Origin of the sequence: Chromobacterium aquaticum, from assembly GCF_021129195.1 — a bacterium.
In the GTDB taxonomy this organism is placed as follows: Bacteria; Pseudomonadota; Gammaproteobacteria; order Burkholderiales; family Chromobacteriaceae; genus Chromobacterium; species Chromobacterium aquaticum.
Map to the genome: position 1 here is coordinate 15412 of NZ_JAJOHW010000008.1, position 22726 is coordinate 38137.

The window sequence follows — 22726 nt, forward strand, 5'->3', positions numbered from 1 at the left end:
CTGGGCATTTCGAAGCGGTTTTCAACGCGGCATCGCCGACGCAGAGGAATTTGCAATACATCCATCAATAAACAAGCATTCAGAATTGACACACCATTTCAGTCGCATACATATGTAGTGACACATATTTTTCGTTAGAGTACTTTACATCCGACAATAACATGAAGACAGAAATTCACCGAACATTTAGCTGGGGCTTTGTGCTATCTGAGCAGGAATTACGGCGAATTGCGCAGACTGCGACGGAACATATCCTCAAGACAACAGCACAGATTGATGTTGACTTTACCGCATGTGCACATCTGTCAAACGGGGCAACTACGGAGTCATCATCTATCGATGATCTAGTTGCCTTAGAGAACGATGGATCAAAAGCTATTGAATCAGTTCGACTTGAATGGAAATGCAAATCAGCACCAGAGCGCTTCCATGTTTTGTTAATTTTCCAGAATGCTGCCAAGAACAGAAAGAACTGGGATTCGATTTCTCTATCCATTGAGAGCGACTCAAGAGATTGGGCTTTTGTTGCCTCCTCTGAGCTTGAGGAACGTATCAAACGCACGAAGATTATGGCATGGGATGCCATCCTCAACGGAAAATGGTCGACATTAGCCTTGCTTCTCTTTTCCACCATCACCATGTTGACCATAATGAGCTTTTTCGGTACAGGAAGAGATAGCCACATACTGCTTCAAGAGCAATACCAAGCCGGTAAGTTAAAAAATGCAATCGAAGCCATAATTGCACTTGAGCGGATAAAAAACCAACAGTCTCTGGCGAATTTACTCACCCCAATGGTTTTGGCAATGATCGCACCATATTTATTATTCTTTTTGTTCGGGAAATTATCACCTTGGCTTGCACCTAGCTATAACTTCTGCTGGGGCGATTACGTTGCTCGCTTCGACCGGAAACGACAAATTCGTAACTTTGTCTTGTCAGCCATTTTTCTTGCGCTGCTCATTTCAATAGTTGCCAATTTTGTTTCCAAAAAGCTGGGGATCTAGCGCAGTGTTCGGGTGACCAGAGCAAAAAGCCGTTCAAACGCCTCAACTCCGCGTCAGCTCCCAAGAAACACACCACCGTGAATACCCTGCTGCAGTACCGCGATTTTCACGAGATCGGCTGTTCCAGCCGAGAGGCCATCGTCAGCCACCTCGCTGCACATCAAGCCTATTCTGTGGTGACATCAGACTCGTTCATCGCTTCTAAGCTTAGTCATGGTGTAACGCTACTTATCTAGCTGCACAGCCCATGTCAAGGCAGAGAATCGGTTAATGAATTACACGTTTCGAGTCTTCGGACTGGCTCAAAACGGCTGTAAATTCACAACGACAGTATCATCAGGGCACTCAGGACTTAGAAGCAAGGTAAAGCAAACCCAAGAGGCCGGTTACTACTAAGTAGCTCGTCCGCTTTCCAAAGTGCCGACTGTCGCCATTGGGTCGAAAGCAGCCTTTCCTATCCAGCAAAAAAGTCATGGGGGTACCTTTAGGGGTATTTTGATTTCAATAAACATAAAAAACACTTAACAAACAGTCGACTGTAAAACCAATTCAATCCCTGTCGGGGCGCCACTTCGACTCCAAACCGTCCACACCATGTCTAAGCCGCATCCCAATCAGGATGGCGGCTTTTTTCATATCCAATGCCCTATCCGGCCCGCCCGGCATGCCCGCGCCGACACCCGCGGCGCGGCAAAGGTTTGCAAAACAGTAGTACTCAATGGGAATATCCCAGGATCTTTGCAAACCCACGCCCCGGACAGCATGACCCTCCTTGCCGCCGGCCGCGGCGGGACGATGCCGGACACCCTTCTCATGAAAAAAACCCATCTACTGGCCGCCTTATTGCTGAGCGGCCTGCTCTTGGCCGCCGCCGTCTTCTTCAGCAGCCATATCGACGACTTCGAGCTCAACGGCATCAAGACGGAAGAGCTGACGTTTCAGCACAATGGCCAGCGGCTTTCCGGCACCTTGCTGCAAGCCGAGAACAAAACGCCGGATGCCGTGATCTTGCTGATCCATGGCGACGGGCCGATGGATCGCTATGCGAACCATGGCTATTACCCCTTGTTCAATCTGCTGTTGTCCGAGAACCTGGCCATCTTCAGCTGGGACAAGGCCGGCATAGGGAAAAGCCAGGGCAATTGGCTGCATCAATCCATGTCCGACCGGGCGGACGAAGCCATCGCCGCGCGGGAAATGATCGCCGGCCATTACCAAGGCCAAAAGATTCCCGTCGGCTATTTCGGCTACTCGCAAGCCGGCTGGGTCATTCCCATTGCCGCCTCGCGCCAGGCCAGCGATTTTTCCGTGATCATAGGCGGCGCCGCCAACTGGCGGGACCAAGGGCAGTACTACCAGGCTCTGCGCTATCGCAGCCAGGGTAAAAGCCCGGAGGAGATCCAAGCCTTGCTCGCGCGGGAGCGGCAAGAAAACGACGCCCTGTTCGGGCCTGCGGCCAAGGGCCAGGCGGCGCAACGCAGCGATATGTCGCCGGACCGCTTGATCTTTGTGCAGAAGAATTACCAAAGCGACTCGCGTCCGTTCCTAAGCCGCATGCAAGGCCCCGTCCTGATCGCCTTGGGCGAGGACGATTTGAATGTCGACGCCAAGACCGACAGCTGCCGCTTTCAACACAGCTTGCGCGCCAAGCCCGATGCCAGCGTGGCGCTGATTCCCGGCGGGACGCATAACTTGATGAAGGCATCCAGCTTCAATTACCAGCTCGAATCCGACTGGCCATGGTACAAGCAAGCCTACTTCCTGTATCAGGGCCGGGAATCGTATTTGCCCGGCGTCTATCGGCAGATCGGCAATTGGATCAAGCACCCAGACCAAGGCCTGGCGCGCTATGCGCCGCGCTGCCCCAGCGGCTCATAAGGCTCAGCTTTCACCTGCCAGGCATGCGCTTCTCAAGCAGCCGTGCCGGAGGCCGCTCCTAGCCGCCCATCCGCGCACTGCCCGGTCAACGCGGCCCGCACGAATTGATGGACCAGATCCTGATTCACCCGCGGATGCCAGAGCAACTCCACGTCTAGCTGCAAGCTGGGCTCGTCTATCCGCGCGCTGGCAATGCCCGCGTGATGTCGGCCGATGATGGCGCAAACGGCGGCGGGCAGCACCGCCAGCGCCGGCACCGCCACCAGTATCGGCGGGATGGCCAGCAGGCTGGCGGTGCGGACCAGGATGCGGCGCTGCAAACCGTGCCGCTGCAAATAGTGGTCGATCAGGCTCACCGCTTCGCCGGTATAAGAGGTGTAGACATGCGGCCAGGCCGCCACCTCCCCCGCCCCCACCTCTGGCGGCAACTGCAGTTGATCGCGGTGATAGAGGCAGGCGAAGCCGTTGCGCAGCAAGGTCTGCCGCTCCAGCCTTGGCGTGGGATAGGGAAAATAGCCGACGGCGTAATCGATCTGCGCCGACTCCAGCGCCGCCAGCGCCTGGGCGGAAGACAGCGCCGCCACATCCACGCTCAGGCCCGGCGCCTGCTCGCGGCAGGCCTTGAGCAAGCCGGGCAGCAAGGCCGCCTCCAGCGGATCGGGCAGCGCCAGCCGCACCGTCCTCTCCACCTTGTCCAGCTCGGTCTGGCGCTGCCGGAACAGGCGCTCGCCGGCGCCCAGCCAGGCCTCCAGCTCCGGCAGCAGCGCCTCGGCGAACGGGGTGGGCATCATTCCCTGGCCGTGCCGACACAGCAGCGGGTCCTGCAATTGCTCCCGCAACTGCTTGAGCAAATGGCTGACCGCCGGCTGGCCCAGGCATAGCCGCCGCGCGCTTTCGCTGACGCTGCGCGTGCTCAGCAGGGCATGCAGGGCCACCATATTGTTGAGATCCAGCCGGCGCAGCCACAGCGCGTCTATATCATTCATTTCAATAGCTACCATGCCAACAATCGATTTCATTGAATTATAGCCGGCTCCGATAATGGGGACACCATCCCGAGTGTCTATCCCATGAATGCCGAACGCCCCCACCCCACCCGCTGGTATCTGATTTCCATCATGCTGGTCGCCTGCCTGGAATTCTTCCAGAACGGCCTGCTCAACTTCGCCTCCAGCCAAGTGATGGGCGGCGTCGGCGCCGCGCCGGAAGAATTCAGCTATGCGGCGATGGCCTATGCCAGCGCCGCCATCCTGGTGCTGTTGCAGCACGAATGGCTGAGCCGCCGCCTGGGCATGCGGCGCTATATCCGCCTGTCCATCATCGTGTTCGGCATCGGCGCGCTGACATGCGGTTTCGCCAACAGCCCCGGCCAACTGATACTGGGCCGGGCGCTGCAAGGCCTGGGCGGCGCGGCCTTCTTCACCGCGGCGCGGGTGGAAGTGAACGCGCTGAGCGACCAGGCCAAGATGCTGGGCCTGCTCTGCTTTGGCTATGCGCTGATGCTGGGCTCCGCCTGCGGCCCGCTGCTGGGCGCGGAACTGATCAGCCGCCAGGACTGGCGCTGGATTTTCTTCGCCGTGCTGCCGGCGCTGGCGCTGGCCTGGCCGGCCACCCGGCTGCTGAGCCAACAGGCGGAGCCGGCCCATCCGCAGACCCAGGGCTCGCGCGCCTTTCTATTCATGATCATCGGCGTGCTGGCGCTGCAATGGCTGATACAGCAACTGCCCTACGACTTCTTCGCCCGCCCCGAATGGCTGCTGGCCATCCTCGCGCTGGCCCTGCTGGCCGGCTGGGGCTGGCAATACCACCGCCGGCGGCACCCGCTGCACCGGCAGGCGCTGTTTCAGCTGCGCTACCTGGCCGGCCTGGGTTTTTACAGCTGCTGTTATTTGCTGGTTTCCGCCAACAGCTACATCCTGCCGGTGATGGCGCAGCAGGCGCTGGGCTTCGACCTGCCGACCACCGGGCGCTTGCTGTCGGTGAGCTTTGTCGCCGGCATCCTGTTCTCCACGCTCTACGCCTTCTTATTGCTCAAGCGCCGGGCGCGCGGCGTGCGCACCATGATGGCGGCGGCCTGCAGCCTGCTGCTGCTCTACGGCGTGCTGATGTCCGGCCTCAATCAAAACGCGCCGGCCAGCCTGATCGTGACGATATTGATCTGCAACGGCGGCTTCATGTCCCTGTTCATCATGGCGGTGGCGCAGGCCACCTTCAGCCATATCGGCCAGCCCGACTTCGCCCGCGCCTACCAGACCAAGAACATCGTCCGCCAGCTGTCGCTGTCCATGGGCGTGGCCGCCAGCACCGTGTTCCTGCAAGCGCGCAACGCCTTGCACTACCAGCGGCTGTCCGAGGGCTTCAGCCAGCTCAACCCGGCCTTCAACACCGCGCTGGACCAGTTGCAGCAGGCCTTGCCGGAGTTGAGCGCCAAGCAGAGGATCGCCGTGCTGGTCGGCCAACTGATGCAGCAATCGCAATTGCTGTCCTGCCTGGATTTCTTCCGGCTGGAATGCATCATGGCCCTGGGTCTTATAGTGATAGTGCTGTGGCAACAACGGCTGGGCTGATGTTGAAGTGTTTTGAAGCGGCCAGGGCCGGCTAGCCGGCCTCAACACGAACCCAAGATGGCGAAGGAGAACAGCATGCTATTCGGACTCACCCCCTTAGGCGTATTCCACACCATCATCAGCCTGCTGGCGGTCGTCTTCGGCGCCGTCGCGCTGTGGCGCGACGGCAGGATCAGCCCGCGCAACCGCCTGGGCCAGGCTTATGTGATCGGCACCTTGATCAGCTGCGTCACCGCCCTGGGCATTTTTCAGCATGGCGGCTTCGGCAAGCCGCACGCGCTGGCCCTGATCACGCTGGCCACCCTGCTGCTGGCCTTGCTGGCCGAATTCAAAGGCGTCTTCGGCGGCAAGGCCGCCCATGTGTCCGCCATCGGCCTCTCCGCCACCTTCCTGTTCCACTGGATTCCGGCCATCACCGAAACCTCCACCCGGCTGCCCCTGGGCCATCCGCTGCTGAGCAGCCCGGACGCGCCCAGCCTCCAGATCGCCACCGGCGTCTTGCTGCTGCTATTCATCGCCGGCGCCGCCCGGCAGTGGAAAATCATCAACGCGGCCTTGAAAGCGGGCGCGGCATGACCACATGCAAACCATGCAAGAAATGGATATCAAGATACGGCGCGCGCAAGCGGCGGACCTGTCCGCGCTGATCAGCATCGACCCCATCGCGCAGCGAGAACCAGGCCGGCGCCAGATGCTGGGCGAGGCCATCGCCGCGCAAAGCTGCTGGCTGGCTGAAGCCGCGGAGGTGCGGGGCTACGGCATCCTGGACCGCTCCTTCTTCCAACAGCATTTTGTCGCGCTGCTGATGGTAGCGGAAACCGCCAGAGGCCGCGGCGTCGGCCACGCGTTGATGAGCGCGTTGGAAACGCGCTGCGCGGGCGACAAGCTGTTCACCTCCAGCAATGCTTCCAATCTGCCGATGCGGCGCTTGCTGGATAAGCTGGGCTTCAGGGAAAGCGGGCGCATCGACAATCTGGACGATGGCGACCCGGAAATCGTGTTCATGAAATGGGCTGAACGCCGGGCCGGCTAGCAGGCCCGGCCAGGCTCATTCCGGCTGCGGCCACACCAGCTCAAAGCGGCTGCCGCCGCCCACGCGGCTGCAACGGGCCTCGCCGCCGTGAGCCAGCGCGATGGCGGCCACCACCGCCAGCCCCAGGCCGCTGCCGCCCTTGCCTCTTTGGCGCGCGCCGTCGGCGCGCCAGAAAGCCTCGAACACATGCGGCGCGAGTTCCTCCGCAATCCCCGGCCCCTCATCCTCCACCCGCAGCAGGCACTGGCCATCGCTCAGCCGGGTCTGGATGCGGATCGCGCCGGGCGCCGCATAACGGCGGGCATTGTCCAGCAAGGCCAGCAAGGCCTGGCGGATGCGCACCGGGTCGCAGCGCGCCATCTGGCCGTCCAGGTCCAGCACCGCTTGCTGCCCGGCCGCCAACAAGGCGTCCTCGAACACCTCCACCACCGCGCGCACTTCGGCGCCCAGATCGGTGTCGCGCAGCTCGATATCCAGATGCCCGCTTTCCGCCAGGCTGATCACCCGCAAATCCTCGATCAACTGCGCCAGGCCTTCCACCTGCACCAGCAAACGGCGGAACTGGCTTTCATCCGGCGTGAACACCCCTTCCGCCAGCCCCTGCAAGCGGCCGCGCAACACCGTGACCGGCGTGCGCAGCTCATGGGCGATGGCGGCGTTCCAGAACGTCTGCTCCTTGGTCATGCGCTGCAACTGGTCCGCCAGCGCGTTGAAATCGTCGGCCAGCGCCGCCGCCTCGCGCAGCGAACGGTCGCCGGCCGTGGCGCGCGCGTCCAGATCGCCCTGGGCGACGCGGCGTATGCTCTCCGCCACCGAATTGAGCGGCACCAGGATGCGGCGCGCCAGGCGCAAGCCCATCACCACCGACAGCGCCAGGCCGGCCATCGTGCTGGACAGCAGCCACACCCACTCCGGCATCGTCATCTTCCAGCCCGGCGTCTCGAAATGCACCGGCCAGTAAGTCATCGCCACATAGTAGAAAGAGAAGCCGGTCACCACCACCAGCACGGTCACGCAGAAAGCCATCGTCGCCATCGACAGCGCGATCTGCCGGCTCAGCCCCGCCAGCCTCATTCCGCGCCCCACAGCTTGTAGCCCACGCCGCGCACGCCCACCGGCACGCCGTCCACGCCGCGCTCCTCCAGCTTCTTGCGCAGCTTGCTGATATGGCTGTCCACGGTGCGCTCCAGCGCGTCGCCTTCCGGCAGGCAGGCGGCCAGCAGTTCGGCGCGGCTGAACACCCGCCGCGGCGAACGCGCCAATTGCACCAGCAGCTTGAATTCGGTCAGCGTCAAGCTCAGCACATGGCGCTGCTTGCCCGCCATCACCGCCACCTCGTGGTTTTCCAGATCAATCTCGAACGGCGCCGCGCGCAGCACCCGCGGCTCCGCCTGGCGCGCGGACGACATGGAGCGGCGCAGCACCGCCTGCGCGCGCGCCACCACCTCCGCCGGATTGAAAGGCTTGACCACGTAATCGTCGGCGCCGATGCGCAAGCCCATCAGCTTGTCGATGTCCTGATCCAGCGCCGTCAGCATGATCACCGGCGTATCGCCGCGGTGGCGCACCTCGGCCAGCACCTGCCAGCCGTCGACATGGGGCATCTGCACATCCAGCAACACCAGATCCGGCTTCAGCGACAAATGCAGCTCCAGCGCTTGCCGGCCGTTGGCCGCGTGCACGCAGCGCATGCCGCTGCGCGTCAGATAGGCGGTGAGGATCTCCGCGATCTCGGGTTCATCCTCAGCGACGAGGATCAGGGCCTGGCGGTCTTGAGCCGCGCCGGGCGGCCGCATTGTGGAAGTCATGGCGCCGATTTCGCATCCTGTTTGCATCTCCATCGAATCTCCATGCTACCACACGGGAAACCCCATCCTGCATTGGCATACTGCCGCCTAATTTTTACGGGCAGCGTGCTGCCCATGCGTGATTGGAGTGGATATGACCCTAGAACAAAGCTGCCGCCACGGCATCTGCTGCCTGCTGACGGCAACGCTGCTGACCGCCTGCGGCCAAGCGGAACAACATGCGGCGCCGCAGCCGCTGCCGGTGCTGACCCAGACCGCGCAAGCGGCGCCGCTCAAACTGAGCGAAGACCTGCCCGGCCGCGTGGCCGCGCTGCGGGTGGCGGAAATCCGGCCGCAAGTCAGCGGCATCGTGCTGCGCCGGCAATTTGAGCAAGGCACCGAAGTGCGCGCCGGCCAGCCGCTGTTCCAGATCAACCCGGCGCCGTTCAAGGCGGAAGTGGACACCGCCGCCGCCGCGCTGCAACGCGCTGAGGCCGCGCTGGCGCGCGCCAAAGTGCAAACCGCCCGCCTCAAGCCGCTGGTGGAAACCGACGCCATCAGCCGCCAGGTCTACGACGACGCCGTGTCCCAGCGCGACCAGGCCGCCGCCGACGTGGCCCAGGCGCGCGCCGCGCTGGCGCGCCGCCAGCTGGACCTGAAATTCTCCAGCGTGGAAGCGCCGATCTCCGGCCGCATCGACCAGGCCCTGGTCACCGAGGGCGCGCTGGTGGGCGGCGCCGACGGCGCCCCGATGGCGCGCATTCAACAGATAGACCAGGTTTACGTGGACGTGCGCCAGCCGGCGGCGGCGCTGGAAGCCGTGCGCCAAAGCCTGGCCGCCCAGCCCGACAGCAGCGGCCACGGCCTGCCGGTGTCCATCCTGCGCGACAACGGCGCGCCTTACGGCCTCAACGGCCGCATCCTGTTCTCCGGCGTCAACGTCGATGCCGGCACCGGCGACGTGCTGCTGCGCGTGCTGGTGGACAACCCGGAACGGCGGCTGCTGCCCGGCATGTTCGTGCGCGCCCGCGTGCCGCGCGCCCAATACGCCGACGCGCTGACCGTGCCGCAACAAGCAGTGGTGCGCATCGGCGGCAAGACCCAGCTGTGGACCGTGGACGCCAAGAACCAGGCGCGGCTCAGCGTGGTGGAACTGGGCGAACTGGCCAACCGCCAGTACCGCATCCGCTCCGGCCTGCGCGCCGGGCAAAAGGTCGTGGTGGAAGGCATGGAACGCCTTGCCGACGGCGCGGCGGTAGCCGCCCGCGAAGCCGCGCCCGCGGCCGCCAAGCACTGAGCGAAGGGAAGCGCCGTCATGTCTCAATTCTTCATCCGCCGCCCCATCTTCGCCTGGGTGGTTGCCCTGTTCATCATCCTGCTGGGGGTGATCGCCATTCCCCAACTGCCGATCGCGCGCTACCCCTCGGTGGCGCCGCCCTCGGTCACCATCACCGCCAGCTACCCCGGCGCCACGCCCAAGACCATGAGCGACGGCGTGCTCAGCCTGATCGAACGCGAACTGTCCGGGGTCAAGAACCTGCTGTACTTCGAATCCTCGGCCGACACCTCCGGCATCTCCCAGATCACCGTCACCTTCAAGCCGGGCACGGACCCGGAACTGGCCCAGGTGGACGTGCAGAACAAGCTCAAGTCCATCGAGCCGCGGCTGCCGGCGGCGGTGCGCCAGAACGGCCTGATCGTGGAATCCGCCTCCTCCGGCTTCCTGATGCTGATCGGCCTGCGCTCGGATAGCGGCCACTTCGACGAAGGCGCGCTCAGCGACTACCTGTCGCGCAATATCGCCGAAGAACTGCGCCGCATCGAAGGCGTGGGCCGCGTGCAGCAGTTCGGCACCGAACAAGCGATGCGCGTGTGGGTGGACCCGGCCAAGCTGATCACCTACGGCTTGTCCATGAGCGAACTCTCCGCCGCCATCGCCCAGCAAAACGTGCAGATCGCCCCCGGCAGCCTGGGCGCCTCGCCCACCCTGCCCGGCCAGCGCGTCACCGTGCCGCTCACCGTGCAAGGCCAGTTGTCCTCGCCGGAAGAATTCGCCGCCATCGTGCTGCGCGCCAACGCCAACGGCTCCAAGGTAGTGCTGGGCGACGTGGCGCGAGTGGAGATCGGCTCCCAGGGCTATAACTTCGTCAGCCGCGGAAACGGCAAGCCCGCCTCCTTCGCCGGCGTGCAACTGGCGCCGGGCGCCAACGCGGTCAAGACCGCGGAAGCGGTGCGCACGCGGCTGGCCGAGCTGAGCAAGGCCATGCCGGCCGGCATCAGCTACTCGGTGCCCTTCGACACCGCCCCCTTCGTCAAGATCTCCATCGAGAAAGTGATCAAGACCCTGCTGGAAGCGATGGTGCTGGTCTTCCTGGTGATGTATCTGTTCCTGCAAAACGTGCGCTACACCCTGATACCCTCCATCGTCGCCCCGGTGGCCATGCTGGGCACCTTCGCCGTGATGCTGGCCGCCGGCTTCTCCATCAATGTGCTGACCATGTTCGGCATGGTGCTGGCCATCGGCATCATCGTGGACGACGCCATCGTGGTGGTGGAAAACGTGGAACGGCTGATGGCGGAAGAAGGCCTGTCGCCCAAGGACGCCACCATCAAGGCGATGAAGGAAATCACCGGCGCCATCATCGGCATCACCCTGGTGCTCACCGCCGTCTTCATCCCCATGGCGCTGTCCAGCGGCTCCGTCGGCGTGATCTACCAGCAATTCTCGCTGGCCATGGCCGTGTCCATCCTGTTCTCCGCGCTGCTGGCGCTGACGCTGACCCCGGCGCTGTGCGCCACCATGCTCAAGCCCATCCCGCAGGGACACCATGAAAAGCGCGGCTTCTTCGGCTGGTTCAACCGCCGCTTCGAACGCCTGACCGACTGGTACGAACAACGCGTCGGCCGGCTGATCGGCCGCGCCGGCCGCGTGATGCTGCTGTTCCTGGTGATTTCCGGCGCGCTGGCCGCCGGCTTCAAGACCCTGCCCTCCTCCTTCCTGCCGGAAGAAGACCAGGGCTATTTCATGACCAGTTTTCAACTGCCCGCCGACGCCACCGCCGAACGCACGCGGGACGTGGTTAAGAAACTCGATGATCATCTGGCGACGCGCCCTGCGATCGAATCGAGCATTTCCATCGGCGGCTACGGCTTCTCCGGCTCCGGCCCCAACGCGGCGCTGAACTTCGCCGTGCTCAAGGACTGGAAACAGCGCGGCCAGGCCAGCACCGTGGAAGAAGCCATGCGCGCCCAACACGCGATGGCCGGCGTGACCGAAGGCACGGTGATGAGCCTGCTGCCGCCGGCCATTGACGAACTGGGCACCAGCTCCGGCTTCACCCTGCGGCTGCAAGACCGCGCCAACCATGGCCATGCCGCGCTGAAAGCGGCCGAAGCCAAACTGCTGGAACTGGCCGCCCGCAGCAAGATCGTCCACGGCGTCTACCCGGACAGCCTGCCGGCCGGCACCAGCGTGCGCCTGGACATAGACCGCCAAAAGGCCGAAGCGCTGGGCGTGCCCTTCGCCAGCATCAGCGACACCCTGTCCACCGCCATGGGCTCCACCTATGTCAACGACTTCCCCAACGCCGGCCGCATGCAGCAAGTGATCATCCAGGCCGACGCGCCCTCGCGCATGCAACTGGACAATGTGCTCAAGCTCTACGTGCGCAACGTCAACGGCGGCATGGTGCCGCTGTCCGAAGTGGTGCGCCCGGCCTGGTCCGAAACCCCGCTGCAACTGGTGCGCTTCCAGGGCTACCCCTCCGCCCGCCTCTCCGGCGGCGCCGCCCCCGGCTACTCCAGCGGCGCGGCCATGGCCGAAATGGAACGCCTGGCGGCGCAACTGCCGCCCGGCTTCGCGGTGGAATGGACCGGCCAATCGCTGCAAGAACGCCAGTCCGCCTCCCAGGCGCCCATGCTGATGGCCCTGTCCATGATCGTGGTGTTCCTGGTGCTGGCCGCGCTGTACGAAAGCTGGGCCATCCCGCTATCGGTGATGCTGGTGGTGCCGCTGGGCCTGATCGGCGCGATTGGCGCGGTGATGCTGCGCGGCATGCCCAACGACGTGTTCTTCAAAGTGGGCATGATCACCGTGATTGGCCTGTCCGCCAAAAACGCCATCCTCATCATCGAGTTCGCCAAGCAACTGCATGAAGAAGGCAAGAGCCTGGTGGACGCCGCGGTGCAAGCCTCCCGCCTGCGCCTGCGCCCCATCCTGATGACCTCGCTGGCCTTCGGCCTGGGCGTGGTGCCGCTGATGCTGGCCACCGGCGCCAGCGCCGAAACCCAGAACGCCATCGGCACCGGCGTATTCGGCGGCATGGTCACCGCCACCGTGCTGGCCATCTTCTTCGTGCCGGTCTTCTTCGTGGTGGTGATGAGCCTGCAACAACGCTTTGGACAATGGCGGGCCGCCCGCCGCACCGTCGCCGTCGGCGGCGGCACAGAAAGTTAAACCATGAGATTGCTACTTCTCCCGCTGGCCCTGGCCCTCTCCGCCTGTTCGCTGACCCCGGCGCTGCTCAAGCCGGAGCTGCCGGTGCCGGCCCGCTACGCCCCCGCCGCCGCAACGGCGGACAGCAACGCCAACGCCGCCGACCTGGGCTGGCGCACCATGTTTGGCGACCGCCGGCTGCAAAGCCTGATCGACCTGGCGCTGCGCAATAACCGCGACCTGCGCCTGGCGGCTCTCAACGTGGAAGCCGCCGAAGCCCAGTACGGCATCCAGCGCGCCGCGCGGCTGCCGTCGGTGGACGCCGGCGTCGGCCTCAACCGCCAGCGCACCCCGGCCAACCGCGAAACCGACCCGGCCACCCCGGCCGCCGTGCAAAACCAGTACGGCGTCAACGTGGGCGTCAGCGCGTTTGAGATCGACCTGTTCGGCCGCGTGCGCGCGCTGTCCGACGCCGCCTTCGCCCGCTACCTGGCCACCGACCACGGCCGCCGCGCCGCCCAGATCGCCCTGGTGGGCGCGGTGGCGGACGCCTACTTCGCGGAACGGCTGGCGCGCGAGCAACTGGCGCTGGCGGAACACACCCAGGCCGACTGGCGGCAATCGCTGGCACTGGCGCGCCGGCTCAAGGACGCGCAACAAGCCGGCGGCCTGGACGTGGCCCAGGCCGAAGGCCAAGTGGCCAGCGCCGACGCCGACCTGGAAGCGCGCACCCGCGCCGCGGAGCAAGCGCGCAACGCGCTGCGCCTGCTGCTGGGCACGGAACCGCCGGAAAACCTGCCCGAGCCGCTGCCGCTGGACCGCCAGCCGGTGGTGACCCGGCTGGCCACCGGCCTGCCGTCGGAACTGCTGTTCCGCCGCCCGGACATCCTGCAAGCCGAACAACAACTGCAAGCCGCCAACGCCGACATCGGCGCAGCGCGCGCCGCCTTCTTCCCGCGGCTGTCGCTGACCACCTCCGCCGGCTTCCTCAGCCCCGGCATGCGCAATCTGTTCGACGGCGGCCAGCACGTATGGAGCTTTGCGCCGCAAATCAACATCCCGCTGTTCCAGGGCGGCCGGCTGCGCGCCGAACTGCGGCTGGCGGAAGTGCGCAAATCCAGCGCCGTGGCCGAATACGAACGCGCAATCCAGATCGCCTTCCGTGAAGTGGCCGACGGCCTGGCCGGCCGCGAAACCTTCAGCCGCCAGATCGACGCCCAGGCGCGCGCGGTGGCCAGCGCCGAACGCCGCGCGGAACTCTCCAGCCAGCGCTACCGCGCCGGCGTGGACGGCCGGCTGGAACTGCTGGACGCCCAACGCCAGCTCTACGCCGCCCAACAAGGGCTGCTGGACCTGCGCCGCGGCGAACTGAGCAACGCCATTGCGCTGTACAAGGCGCTGGGCGGCGGCCTCACCGAAAAATAACAGCGGCTAGCAACTCAGCCGTGAAACTGAGTTTGTTAGCCACGCTAAGAGCCTGTTCAAAGTCTCGCGAGCAAGAGCGAGACAAGGCGTTGCGGCTGAGAAAGCGGAATGGTCAAGCGGTACATGAGCATTTCGAAGTTGTACTCACCGTGTAACGCTCCGCGACGCGCAGCAGATCGTAAACAGCTTCTAAGCGCCGCCGGTCACGCTCCGGCGGCCTCCCCCTTTCTCCCCCACTTGCGCGGCCCTAGTTGGCCGCGTTCTTTTTACCCCGCCTCCCGCCTTGCAATCCCGCGCCCGTGGATACAAACATAAAGCTGTACACCCATTGGCCGCACCAAGATGAAGCTTCTCTCCTACCTCTGGCCGGACAGTTTCCGGCTACGGCTCAGCCTGCTGATTGGCGGCCTGTTCCTGGTCACCACCCTGATAGACAGCGCCAGCCTGGAACCGCAGATGAACCAGCGCCTGCTGCAAGACAAGGGCGAAGTGATGCAAGCCATCGCCCAAGGTATCGCCAAATCCCTCGCCGCCGGCCTCCAGCAACGGCGGCGCGAACTGACGCTGCAAGCGCAAACCCCGGTCTTCATCGACGCGCCGCTGGACAGCCCCGCCTTGCGCGGCGGCCTGGAACAGCTCCGGCAAGCCAACCCCGGCTACGCCTGGGTCGGCGTCATCGCGCCGGACGGCCGCATCGCCTCCGCCAGCGGCGGCCCGCCGTCCCCCCGCATCGAGTTCGCCGCTCCGCTGCACGACGCCGCCGGCAAACTGCGCGGCGCGCTGGCCGCCCAAACCGCCTGGGACTGGGTGGATAAGCTGATTGCCGAACGGCTGCCGCGCAACACCGCCGGCGAAGCACTGCAAGTCTTCATCGTCGGCCAGAACAATCAAGCCCTGTTCCCGCCCGCCGCGCCCGGCCAGGCCGGCATGCCCGCGCCGCTGGACAATGCCGGCTACCACGAGGGCGACTGGCCCGACGGCAACGCCTACCTCTATGCCGACGCCAAGATAGACGCCGCCCCCGGCCCCGGCTGGCGCGTGATCGTGCGCCAGCCGCCACAACACGCGCTGGCCGCGCTCAACCGGCTGCGCGCCACGCTGGCACTGCCGGAATGGATCGCCACCCTGCTGCTGATGGTCGTGGTGTACCGGCTGGCCAGCGCCTTCAGCCGTCCGCTGGAAACCCTGGCCGGCACCGCCCAGCGCATCAGCGCCGGCGAAGAACAAGTGGAATGGAACACTAACGCCGGCGCGCGCGAACTGCGGCAACTGTCCCAGGCGATACGCCAGATGGCCACCACCCTGCTGGCGCGCCGCGGCGAACTGGCCGCCATCAACGCCAGCCTGGAGAAAAAAGTGGAAGAGCGCACCGAAGCGCTGAGCGAAGCCAACCGCCAACTGGCCGAACGCGCCACGCTGCTGGAACAGATGGCGCGCAGCGACGCGCTGACCGGCCTGGGCAACCGCATGGCCGCCGCGGAACGGCTGACCGCGGAATACCAGCGTTTCCGCCGCAGCCATGCGCCCTACGCCGTACTGCTGATGGACGCCGACCACTTCAAGCGCGTCAACGACACCTACGGCCACGCGGTGGGCGACCAAGTGCTGCAACAGATTGCCGCCACCCTGCACAGCGTGGCGCGCACCACCGACTTTGCCGCCCGCTACGGCGGCGAGGAGTTTCTGCTGTTATTGCCCGACACCGACGCCGAAGGCGCGATGGTGCTGGCCGAGCGCGTGCGCACGGCGATATCCGCCGCCTCCGACACCGTGGCCGGCGTCATCACCGTCAGCATAGGCGCGGCCAGCGCGCAGGAAGAGGACGACACCCACGAAACCATCGTCCAGCGTGCGGACGAAGCCTTGTATCGGGCCAAGGCGAACGGGCGGAATCGGGTGGAGGGGGCGGGGTGAGGGGAATTTGGACAGATTACTGCAAGAATTACATTAAGCCGAACCTACATCATAGCAAGTGAATGCTTACCGTAAACACAATTTAAAGTGAATAAACATCCAACCATCGCTGCAACCTTTCTTCGTCGATAGCGCAAATAATTTACATAACAAGTATTGTTCTTCAAACACTCTATCAATGGCTAAAACCTAAGGATTGTTACTGTGATCAAGAGACACAAAACTATGAACAGTACACATCTGTATACTTCCTAGAAATCAAAAAAAATCCGCATTTTACTACTTGCGCCACAATTCCAAAGGAGTATAGTTCCCCTCGTGGGAGATGAGCGCTGGGTACCCAGAACCTCATCCAGAGGTGAACGTATTAAATCACTACGTCTTCATGACATAGATGGATCATTAGATTTGTCCCTGAATAACTTGAGAAAGTGAAGCAGGGAAATTATCCTTACGATATTTAACCGACATCTCCCACACCCCACCCAACATTCCTCCTCTGGACTCAACAGTGCAATCCCTCATCAATCTTATTGAAACTACAAAAGATCGTATTTGGTTTACTCGTATTGCACGTATCCAAGCTGAAAAACGCCTATTAAGAAATGAGCTACACGCACAGCTTCTCTTAATGACATACTCCATTTACAGCATAACTTTATCTGTCATCCTTCTTAAGTTTAAAATCATCCCAGATGACATTGGAACAATCCTGGGAATAATCATTTCCATCACGCTTTTTGGATTATCATTTCTTTTAAATTCTATGGGATTTTCTGCCAGAGCCCAGAGATTCAAAGAAAACTACATTCATCTACAAACACTAATAAATCAACTTGATTTGGCATTGTGTACAACAGACTCTGACTCGCTAAAAACAGCCATTAAAACAACTCAAGAACAGTACGCCTCTGCAATTTCAAACTGTGAAAATCACACTACCACCGACGACTACATCGCTAGGTTTTTATATAGCAACCTCCAAACCCGAAAACTTAGTCACGGAGAGTGGAGTTATGTCATTTTTCATACAGTAGCTCGACTTACTCTCCTTTGTTTTTTATACTTCCTTCCCCTATTTGTTTTTAGCTATTTGATTTTGGAAAAATAAAATGAACGAAGCAATTGAATACAGTTTTGAAAATCAATTCTCACCAGAAAATTTATTTAGTGTATATCGTGAACATATTAAGGAAACCAATGCCATAGGGATTGACAGATTAGGAAGAAATCAATTTGAGCTTCAGCTCAACGAACACGTCGGCATACTACATACAAAAACAATATCTGGCTCTTACAAATTTTCTCAGTATCGTGAAAAATTAATATCAAAAGGGGCGAACAAATTACCTAGAGTCATATCCATACCCACTTTCCGAGATCGAATAGCTTTACGAGTTTTATGCAATTCATTGAATGCAATATTTAAATCGAAAGTATCTCTAAAAATCCCCCAATTAGTCATTAACGAGCTAAAAGAATCTATCAAAGAAAATAAATACAGCTTCTATGCAAAGCTTGACATACAGAATTTCTACCCTTCCATAAATCAGACTATACTTTTTCAAAGATTTGACTTAACCCCCATTGATGAAAGACTAAAGAAACTGATCAGTTCGTGCATCACAACTGCCACTGTTCCATACGCAGACAAAAATGCAGAGCCCAACAAACGCGGAGTACCACAAGGGCTTTCTATTTCAAATATTTTAGCTGAACTATATCTATCCCCATTTGATGAATACTATAAAAACTGTGACAACATAAAATACCTTCGCTATGTTGACGACATTCTCATCCTCACAAATGAAGACCCTTCTCATATTGTAAAAAACATGATAGAAAAACTCAAAACTGAGTTCTGTCTAGATGTACATCCTTTAGAAGCCGGAAGCACAAAAACAACCTGTGGAAAAATTACAGATTCATTCTTTTTTTTGGGATATAAATTTCGCAAAAAAAAATGCTTAGCAAAAATTGAGTCCATCAAACGATTAGAAGACTCACTAGCTGACATTTTCACAACCCACAAATATAAAATACAACACATCAACCAACAGAACTTGGAGCAAAATGAAAAAACTAGAAAAACAATAATCGCAAAAAACATATTAATGTGGCGATTAAACTTAAGAATAACTGGCTGCATATTTGAAAAAGCCAGGAAAGGCTGGGTTTTCTACTTCTCTCAAATTGATGAAGATCATTTGGAACAACTTTGGAAGCTGGACGGCACCATCAGCAACCTCCTAAAAAGATTTAACATATCTGTCCAAAAATACGAAGTCAGATCATTTGTAAGAACTTACTATGAAACCAAACGCAAAAACTTAACATCAAGTAGCTATATCCCTAATTTCGACACAGAGTCCATTCAAAGCCAAAGAAGAATTCTATCAAGCTATTTTGGAGTGAAGAATTTAGTTAACTTTAGCGACAGCGAAATTCAAGGCATGTTTTTACGAAAAATTCGCAAAGCAACAAAAGAACTTGAAAGCGACATACAAGACATTAGTTAAAAACAACGTAACTCACTTAATTTTACAGCACAAAAAAATTCACATCATTAGAAGCCGGCAAGAGATTTTATCTCTTTAAATTTTGTTCCGAGCATCCAATCACCCACATAAGCCAAGGATGACCCACCTCTATTCAAATAAAATATTTACTTATACACAGCCATAGCCTCATCTAAAAAACACGCAGAGGCCACAAGCTACAACTTTTCTCTATCCATACCCATGGCAACTACAGTTCGGTGAACCATTTCCCCTCCCCCACCTTGACGCCCCCTCCCAGCCTGTTTAGGCTTGGTCCCGCGTCGTGCTCAATCACACGGCGCAGGGCTTGCAAACCCAAAACTGACTTTCCCGCAGACACAACGGTCCGCTTTGGCACTGTTACGTCTGCTGCCACGCCGTACCCATTCGGGGCGGGCCGTGGCAGGGAATCCGAAAGGATTGCCGGTCACTGGAAAGTCAGCCGGTTTTGCAACCTTGTCACGTGCCTGCCCTAGCCTCGCCTAGGCAGATTTCCAAACTGACATGGAGACCGTGATGACCTTCGCTACTTTTCCTTCCGCTCTTTCCCCTCCCGCCTGCCCGCTGTGCGCAGGAGAACCGCACGACCCCAACAGCGCCGCGCCGCTGGAACAACTGCGCCTATGCCTGCATCAACTGCCGTCCGCCGCTGGCGATATGGTGGCCTTGGGCGCGCTGGGCCGGCAATTGAGCCGCAGCCACGCCGAGCTGGATGCCCTGCTCTTGCAAGGCACGATCGATCTGCGCGCCGCCCATCTGGGCTTGCAAGCCCTGCTCACCCTGCTGCAACGCCGTGACGAGCCGCTGCTGTTCAGCAGCGAGGAAGCGCTGGCCTTGCTGGAGCCGGTGCAGCAGCGTTTGCAGCTGGGGCTGCAGCGCATCAATCGCGTGTTTTGATCGGTCGGATGGGGAGCATTGCCATGATGAAGCTATTGAAGCAGCACAACGACGCGCTCAAGCGCGCCGCGCGTTTGCTCATCGTTTATGAGGCGCGCAGCGGCGTAGTTGCCTTGGCGGACGACTGCCCGGCCCATCCGGCCAATTCCACGGCCATTCTTCAGGAGATCCAGCTGGCGCTGGCGGAGTTTCGCCGTTGGCAGCAACGGTATGGCGAGCAGGAGTACGCCCGCGCCGCCATCCTGGCGATGTGGGCGTCCGGCGCATGGAGCAACCGCGATACTTGCGCGCGGCTGTGTTATCGGCAGGCGGGGTTCAGCAATATGGCGCTGGCGCGCCAGGCTCTGGTGGGAGCGCCGGCGCCGGGGGGGGCGCCTCCCTGAACGGGCACGATGCGTACCTATCCTGAAGCGCTGTAAATACGCGAGACACCACGAATCCCACGCGCGCTGGCTCTCTTCAAGCCTGCCGCCGGGTGGTCTTTAGAGGTGGAGGGGATATTTGGCCAAGCCACTATCTCCTCCCTGCTTGACTCCCTCGCGACGGTGCTTGCCTCGCTCAGGCAGGGCGGAACCGGCCCTAGAGCATCATCCGCGCAGTGAACACAACACCACAAACAGCCGCCAAATCCTAGGCGCAGTTGCCGAAGGCCTTCAGCCGCTCCACATCCACCAAGGTAATATCGCGCCCATCCACCTGGATCAGCTCCGCCTCGATCAACTGGTGCAGCATGCGCGAGAAGGTTTCCGGCGTCAGGTTGAGCCGGGACGCGATCAGGCTTTTGTTCACCGGCAGCGATACCTGCGGCGTGAGGCTGCCGCCGTCTTCCGGGATGTGTTGCAGCAGATAACCTATCACCCGCTGCAAGGAGCTTTCGATGGAGTAGCGCTCCACGTCCCGCACCAGGCCGTGCAGCCGCAGCGACAGGCCGGCCAGCAAGCGCCGGGCAAACGCCGGGTCGTGGTCTATTGCTTGCAGAATGCCGGCCGCTTCCACTTTCAGCAGCATGCCGTCTTCCAGGAACTGCGCCATCACCGGGCAGGGCCGGCCCAGGAACATCACCGCCTCGGCGAAGCTCTGGCCGGGGTGGATGATTTCCATCACTTTCTCGCTGCCCTGCGCCGAGGACAACGCCAGCTTCACCCGGCCGTACACCACCAGGAACATGCCGTCGCAGGGGTCGCCCTTCTGGAAGATCACCTGGCCCTTGAGGCCGCGCAGTTCTTGGGTGTGCGGCACCAGCGCCTGGATTTGCTCCGGGGACAGTTGCTGGAACAGCGGCTGGTGGCGCAGGAAGGAGGGAATGTCCAGATGGCTCATGACGGTTTGGCTCGATGATGGGGTAGGTTCTCACTATAAAAGCGCGCTCCGCCAAGGACCATGGGCCATTGGCAGCAGCCGCCTAGTTCGATGTGATTAGAGCCGCCAACAAAACCGCTGATCCTGCGTTGCGCCTCCTTGTCGTACTACTTGTACTGCCTGCGTCGGCGCGCCTTGGCTCAACTACGCTGCGCGATTTTGTTAGCGACTCATTTAGGACCGGGCTTGCCGGCTCCACGGCGTCAGCTCCGGCCGCGCGTGGCGGCCCGGCTCCACGCCGATTTCCATATCGCTCAGATAACAGGCCGGGTCCGCCGCCCAGAAGTCTCCGCTCAGTTCCCAGGCGCGCACTCGGGTATTGCCGTTGCAGATGGCCAGATGGGCGCAAGCGCCGCAGCGGCCGGCCACCGGGCGCGGGGATTGGCGCAGGCCGCTCATCAGCGGGTGCCGCGGCTGTTGCCAGATCGCGGAAAACGGCTGTTCGCGCACATTGCCCAGCGTCACTTTCCACCACATGGTGTCCGGGTGCACATTGCCCAGGTTGTCGATATTGGCGATGTTGACGCCGCTGGCGTTGCCGCCCCAACGCCGCAGCGCCCGCAGCAGCGCGTCGGCGCGCTCCGGGTAGTGCCGGCGCGCCCAGTGCAGCAGGTAGACACCGTCCGCGTCGTTGTTGCCGGTGACGAAGTCACGCGGCTGGCCGGCCTGGATCTGCGCCAGCGCTTGCTGGATCAGCAGTTCCAGCGCCCAGCGGCTGCGGGTGTGGCGGGCGTCGTCGGCGCGGTGTTTGTTGCCGCGCCCGGCGTAGTTGAGGTGGGAGAAGTAGAACTTGTCGATGGCTTCGTCCGCCATCAGTTGCAGCAGCGCCGGCAGGTCCGCGGCGTTGTCTTCGGTCATGGTGTAGCGGATGCCCACTTTCAGGCCGGCGTCGCGCGCCAGCCGCAGGCCGCGCAGCGCCAGTTCAAAGCCGCCGTCCAGCCGCCGGAAGCGGTCATGGGTGGCGCCGATGCCGTCCAGGCTGACGCCGACGTAATCAAAGCCGATGTCGGCCAGCGTGGTGGTGGCGGCCTCGTCTATCAGGGTGCCGTTGCTGGACAGGCCGATATAGAAACCCAGCGCCTTGGCGCGCCGGGCAATGGCCGGCAGGTCCGGCCGCAGCAGCGGTTCGCCGCCGGACAGGATCAGCACGCGCACGCCGTAGGCTTTGAGGTCGTCCAGCACCGCATAGGCTTCGTCGGTGCTCAGTTCGCCGGCGAAGTCGCGGTTGGCGGAGGTGGAGTAGCAGTGCTGGCAGGTGAGGTTGCAGCGGCGGATCAGGTTCCAGATCACTACCGGTCCTTGCGGCCCGGCCGGCATCGCGCGCCCTGGCGGCGGGATGGCCGCCGGCTCGCACAGCAGCCGCAGGTATTGGGTCAGTCGCAACATGGCCGGCTCCACGCGGGAAGATGGCTCAGTGTGCGGCTGGCGGCGGCGGCGGCTCCTTGATGCGGGTCAAATGAAATAGTAGCGATTTAGCCATCTGCCCGTGACTCAATTGGTTTTTACCCCCCCCGCTCAAGCCTCGGGCGGCAGTTGGTAGCGCACCAGTTCCCATTCCACCTCGGTGGGCCGGTAGACCTTCCATTCCTTGCTCAGCCATTGCTGCCACCATGGCAGCGGGAAGGCGACGTCGAGTAAGGGCAGCGGCTGGCCGGCGGTGCAGTAGGTGGTGGGATGGGTGCTGCCCCAGGGCACGCAGCCCTTGGGCGGCCGCGGCCGCCAGTGGGCGTTGACATTGGGCACGTCGCCGCTGCGGCGCAGCGCGCCGATGGGCAGCGCATTGGGGAAAGGTGGGGTCAGCTCGGCCCGTTCGCGCGCGGCTTTGGCCTCGGCTTCGGCGGCGGCCTTGCGCTTGGGGTCGAACAGGCCGGTGGCGGGGTCGAG

General features: G+C 61.3%; 20 protein-coding genes. 13 read left to right on the plus strand and 7 right to left on the minus strand.

The window, feature by feature from the left end; genetic code table 11:
- Positions 1-161 precede the first annotated feature (161 nt).
- Positions 162-1007 (plus strand): hypothetical protein, encoded by an 846-nt coding sequence (locus LQT98_RS01260; RefSeq protein WP_231460844.1) that lies wholly within the window; start codon positions 162-164, stop codon positions 1005-1007.
- Between the two features lie 549 nt (positions 1008-1556).
- Here LQT98_RS01260 and LQT98_RS01265 read toward each other — a convergent pair.
- Positions 1557-1835, minus strand: a complete 279-nt coding sequence (locus LQT98_RS01265; protein ID WP_231460845.1) for a hypothetical protein — start codon at positions 1833-1835, stop codon at positions 1557-1559.
- Between LQT98_RS01265 and LQT98_RS01270 the strand changes: the two genes are divergently transcribed.
- Complete coding sequence (locus LQT98_RS01270) at positions 1821-2885, plus strand: alpha/beta hydrolase family protein (RefSeq protein ID WP_231460846.1); 1065 nt, start codon at positions 1821-1823, stop codon at positions 2883-2885. The genes LQT98_RS01265 and LQT98_RS01270 overlap by 15 nt on opposite strands.
- Positions 2886-2917: 32 nt before the next feature.
- On the opposite strand, the gene LQT98_RS01275 is transcribed toward LQT98_RS01270, so the two are convergent.
- Entirely contained in the window at positions 2918-3871 is a 954-nt protein-coding gene (locus tag LQT98_RS01275) for a LysR family transcriptional regulator (RefSeq protein ID WP_231460847.1), read from the minus strand.
- 84 nt (positions 3872-3955) lie between these two features.
- Here LQT98_RS01275 and LQT98_RS01280 point away from each other — a divergent pair, with 84 nt between their 5' ends.
- The 3 genes from LQT98_RS01280 to LQT98_RS01290 all read left to right on the plus strand — a co-directional run bounded on the left by LQT98_RS01280 (position 3956) and on the right by LQT98_RS01290 (position 6485).
- Positions 3956-5452, plus strand: coding sequence for an MFS transporter (locus LQT98_RS01280; protein ID WP_231460848.1), 1497 nt, complete (start codon positions 3956-3958; stop codon positions 5450-5452).
- A gap of 75 nt (positions 5453-5527) precedes the next feature.
- Complete coding sequence (locus LQT98_RS01285) at positions 5528-6028, plus strand: hypothetical protein (RefSeq protein WP_156183740.1); 501 nt, start codon at positions 5528-5530, stop codon at positions 6026-6028.
- Positions 6029-6032: 4 nt separating this feature from the next.
- Complete coding sequence (locus LQT98_RS01290) at positions 6033-6485, plus strand: GNAT family N-acetyltransferase (protein WP_231460849.1); 453 nt, start codon at positions 6033-6035, stop codon at positions 6483-6485.
- A 15-nt stretch (positions 6486-6500) separates the two neighbouring features.
- Here the strand turns inward: LQT98_RS01290 and LQT98_RS01295 are convergent, their stop codons facing one another.
- Positions 6501-7559, minus strand: a complete 1059-nt coding sequence (locus LQT98_RS01295) for an ATP-binding protein (protein WP_231460850.1) — start codon at positions 7557-7559, stop codon at positions 6501-6503.
- Positions 7556-8293 carry a response regulator gene (locus LQT98_RS01300; RefSeq protein WP_231460851.1) on the minus strand — a complete coding sequence of 246 codons (738 nt, stop codon included), beginning with the start codon at positions 8291-8293 and terminating at the stop codon, positions 7556-7558. The genes LQT98_RS01295 and LQT98_RS01300 overlap by 4 nt, the downstream gene beginning before the upstream one ends.
- A 133-nt stretch (positions 8294-8426) precedes the next feature.
- Here LQT98_RS01300 and LQT98_RS01305 point away from each other — a divergent pair, with 133 nt between their 5' ends.
- The 8 genes from LQT98_RS01305 (at position 8427) to LQT98_RS01340 (ending at position 19866) form a co-directional block, all read left to right on the plus strand.
- Positions 8427-9569 carry an efflux RND transporter periplasmic adaptor subunit gene (locus LQT98_RS01305; RefSeq protein WP_231460852.1) on the plus strand — a complete coding sequence of 381 codons (1143 nt, stop codon included), beginning with the start codon at positions 8427-8429 and terminating at the stop codon, positions 9567-9569.
- 18 nt (positions 9570-9587) lie between these two features.
- Positions 9588-12728 (plus strand): efflux RND transporter permease subunit, encoded by a 3141-nt coding sequence (locus tag LQT98_RS01310; RefSeq protein WP_231460853.1) that lies wholly within the window; start codon positions 9588-9590, stop codon positions 12726-12728.
- 3 nt (positions 12729-12731) lie between these two features.
- On the plus strand, positions 12732-14132 hold the full coding sequence (locus tag LQT98_RS01315) for an efflux transporter outer membrane subunit (protein ID WP_231460854.1): 1401 nt from the start codon (positions 12732-12734) through the stop codon (positions 14130-14132).
- Positions 14133-14474: 342 nt separating this feature from the next.
- Positions 14475-16046: a sensor domain-containing diguanylate cyclase gene (locus LQT98_RS01320; RefSeq protein ID WP_231460855.1), complete on the plus strand. Its 1572-nt coding sequence runs from the start codon at positions 14475-14477 to the stop codon at positions 16044-16046.
- A 511-nt stretch (positions 16047-16557) separates the two neighbouring features.
- Positions 16558-17157 (plus strand): SLATT domain-containing protein, encoded by a 600-nt coding sequence (locus tag LQT98_RS01325; protein ID WP_231460856.1) that lies wholly within the window; start codon positions 16558-16560, stop codon positions 17155-17157.
- 1 nt (position 17158) lies between these two features.
- Positions 17159-18565 carry a reverse transcriptase domain-containing protein gene (locus tag LQT98_RS01330; protein WP_231460857.1) on the plus strand — a complete coding sequence of 469 codons (1407 nt, stop codon included), beginning with the start codon at positions 17159-17161 and terminating at the stop codon, positions 18563-18565.
- Between the two features lie 537 nt (positions 18566-19102).
- Positions 19103-19483: a hypothetical protein gene (locus LQT98_RS01335; protein WP_231460858.1), complete on the plus strand. Its 381-nt coding sequence runs from the start codon at positions 19103-19105 to the stop codon at positions 19481-19483.
- Between the two features lie 23 nt (positions 19484-19506).
- Positions 19507-19866 carry a hypothetical protein gene (locus LQT98_RS01340; protein WP_231460859.1) on the plus strand — a complete coding sequence of 120 codons (360 nt, stop codon included), beginning with the start codon at positions 19507-19509 and terminating at the stop codon, positions 19864-19866.
- 247 nt (positions 19867-20113) lie between these two features.
- On the opposite strand, the gene LQT98_RS01345 is transcribed toward LQT98_RS01340, so the two are convergent.
- The 3 genes from LQT98_RS01345 to LQT98_RS01355 form a co-directional block, all read right to left on the minus strand.
- Positions 20114-20803, minus strand: a complete 690-nt coding sequence (locus LQT98_RS01345; protein WP_048408594.1) for a Crp/Fnr family transcriptional regulator — start codon at positions 20801-20803, stop codon at positions 20114-20116.
- 213 nt (positions 20804-21016) lie between these two features.
- Positions 21017-22228, minus strand: coding sequence for a heme d1 biosynthesis radical SAM protein NirJ (gene nirJ / locus LQT98_RS01350; protein WP_231460860.1), 1212 nt, complete (start codon positions 22226-22228; stop codon positions 21017-21019).
- A gap of 129 nt (positions 22229-22357) precedes the next feature.
- The coding region (locus LQT98_RS01355) for a hypothetical protein (RefSeq protein ID WP_231460861.1) at positions 22358-22726 on the minus strand (369 nt) is incomplete at its 5' end.

What these genes read in the sequence shown, in the direction of transcription:
- LQT98_RS01260 (WP_231460844.1), top strand. Translation starts at nt 162, where the DNA reads ATGAAGACAGAAATTCACCGAACATTTAGCTGGGGCTTTGTGCTATCT.
- LQT98_RS01270 (WP_231460846.1), top strand. Translation starts at nt 1,821, where the DNA reads ATGAAAAAAACCCATCTACTGGCCGCCTTATTGCTGAGCGGCCTGCTC.
- LQT98_RS01265 (WP_231460845.1), bottom strand. Translation starts at nt 1,835, where the DNA reads ATGGGTTTTTTTCATGAGAAGGGTGTCCGGCATCGTCCCGCCGCGGCC.
- LQT98_RS01275 (WP_231460847.1), bottom strand. Translation starts at nt 3,871, where the DNA reads ATGAATGATATAGACGCGCTGTGGCTGCGCCGGCTGGATCTCAACAAT.
- LQT98_RS01280 (WP_231460848.1), top strand. Translation starts at nt 3,956, where the DNA reads ATGAATGCCGAACGCCCCCACCCCACCCGCTGGTATCTGATTTCCATC.
- LQT98_RS01285 (WP_156183740.1), top strand. Translation starts at nt 5,528, where the DNA reads ATGCTATTCGGACTCACCCCCTTAGGCGTATTCCACACCATCATCAGC.
- LQT98_RS01290 (WP_231460849.1), top strand. Translation starts at nt 6,033, where the DNA reads ATGCAAACCATGCAAGAAATGGATATCAAGATACGGCGCGCGCAAGCG.
- LQT98_RS01295 (WP_231460850.1), bottom strand. Translation starts at nt 7,559, where the DNA reads ATGAGGCTGGCGGGGCTGAGCCGGCAGATCGCGCTGTCGATGGCGACG.
- LQT98_RS01300 (WP_231460851.1), bottom strand. Translation starts at nt 8,293, where the DNA reads ATGACTTCCACAATGCGGCCGCCCGGCGCGGCTCAAGACCGCCAGGCC.
- LQT98_RS01305 (WP_231460852.1), top strand. Translation starts at nt 8,427, where the DNA reads ATGACCCTAGAACAAAGCTGCCGCCACGGCATCTGCTGCCTGCTGACG.
- LQT98_RS01310 (WP_231460853.1), top strand. Translation starts at nt 9,588, where the DNA reads ATGTCTCAATTCTTCATCCGCCGCCCCATCTTCGCCTGGGTGGTTGCC.
- LQT98_RS01315 (WP_231460854.1), top strand. Translation starts at nt 12,732, where the DNA reads ATGAGATTGCTACTTCTCCCGCTGGCCCTGGCCCTCTCCGCCTGTTCG.
- LQT98_RS01320 (WP_231460855.1), top strand. Translation starts at nt 14,475, where the DNA reads ATGAAGCTTCTCTCCTACCTCTGGCCGGACAGTTTCCGGCTACGGCTC.
- LQT98_RS01330 (WP_231460857.1), top strand. Translation starts at nt 17,159, where the DNA reads ATGAACGAAGCAATTGAATACAGTTTTGAAAATCAATTCTCACCAGAA.
- LQT98_RS01335 (WP_231460858.1), top strand. Translation starts at nt 19,103, where the DNA reads ATGACCTTCGCTACTTTTCCTTCCGCTCTTTCCCCTCCCGCCTGCCCG.
- LQT98_RS01340 (WP_231460859.1), top strand. Translation starts at nt 19,507, where the DNA reads ATGATGAAGCTATTGAAGCAGCACAACGACGCGCTCAAGCGCGCCGCG.
- LQT98_RS01345 (WP_048408594.1), bottom strand. Translation starts at nt 20,803, where the DNA reads ATGAGCCATCTGGACATTCCCTCCTTCCTGCGCCACCAGCCGCTGTTC.
- nirJ (WP_231460860.1), bottom strand. Translation starts at nt 22,228, where the DNA reads ATGTTGCGACTGACCCAATACCTGCGGCTGCTGTGCGAGCCGGCGGCC.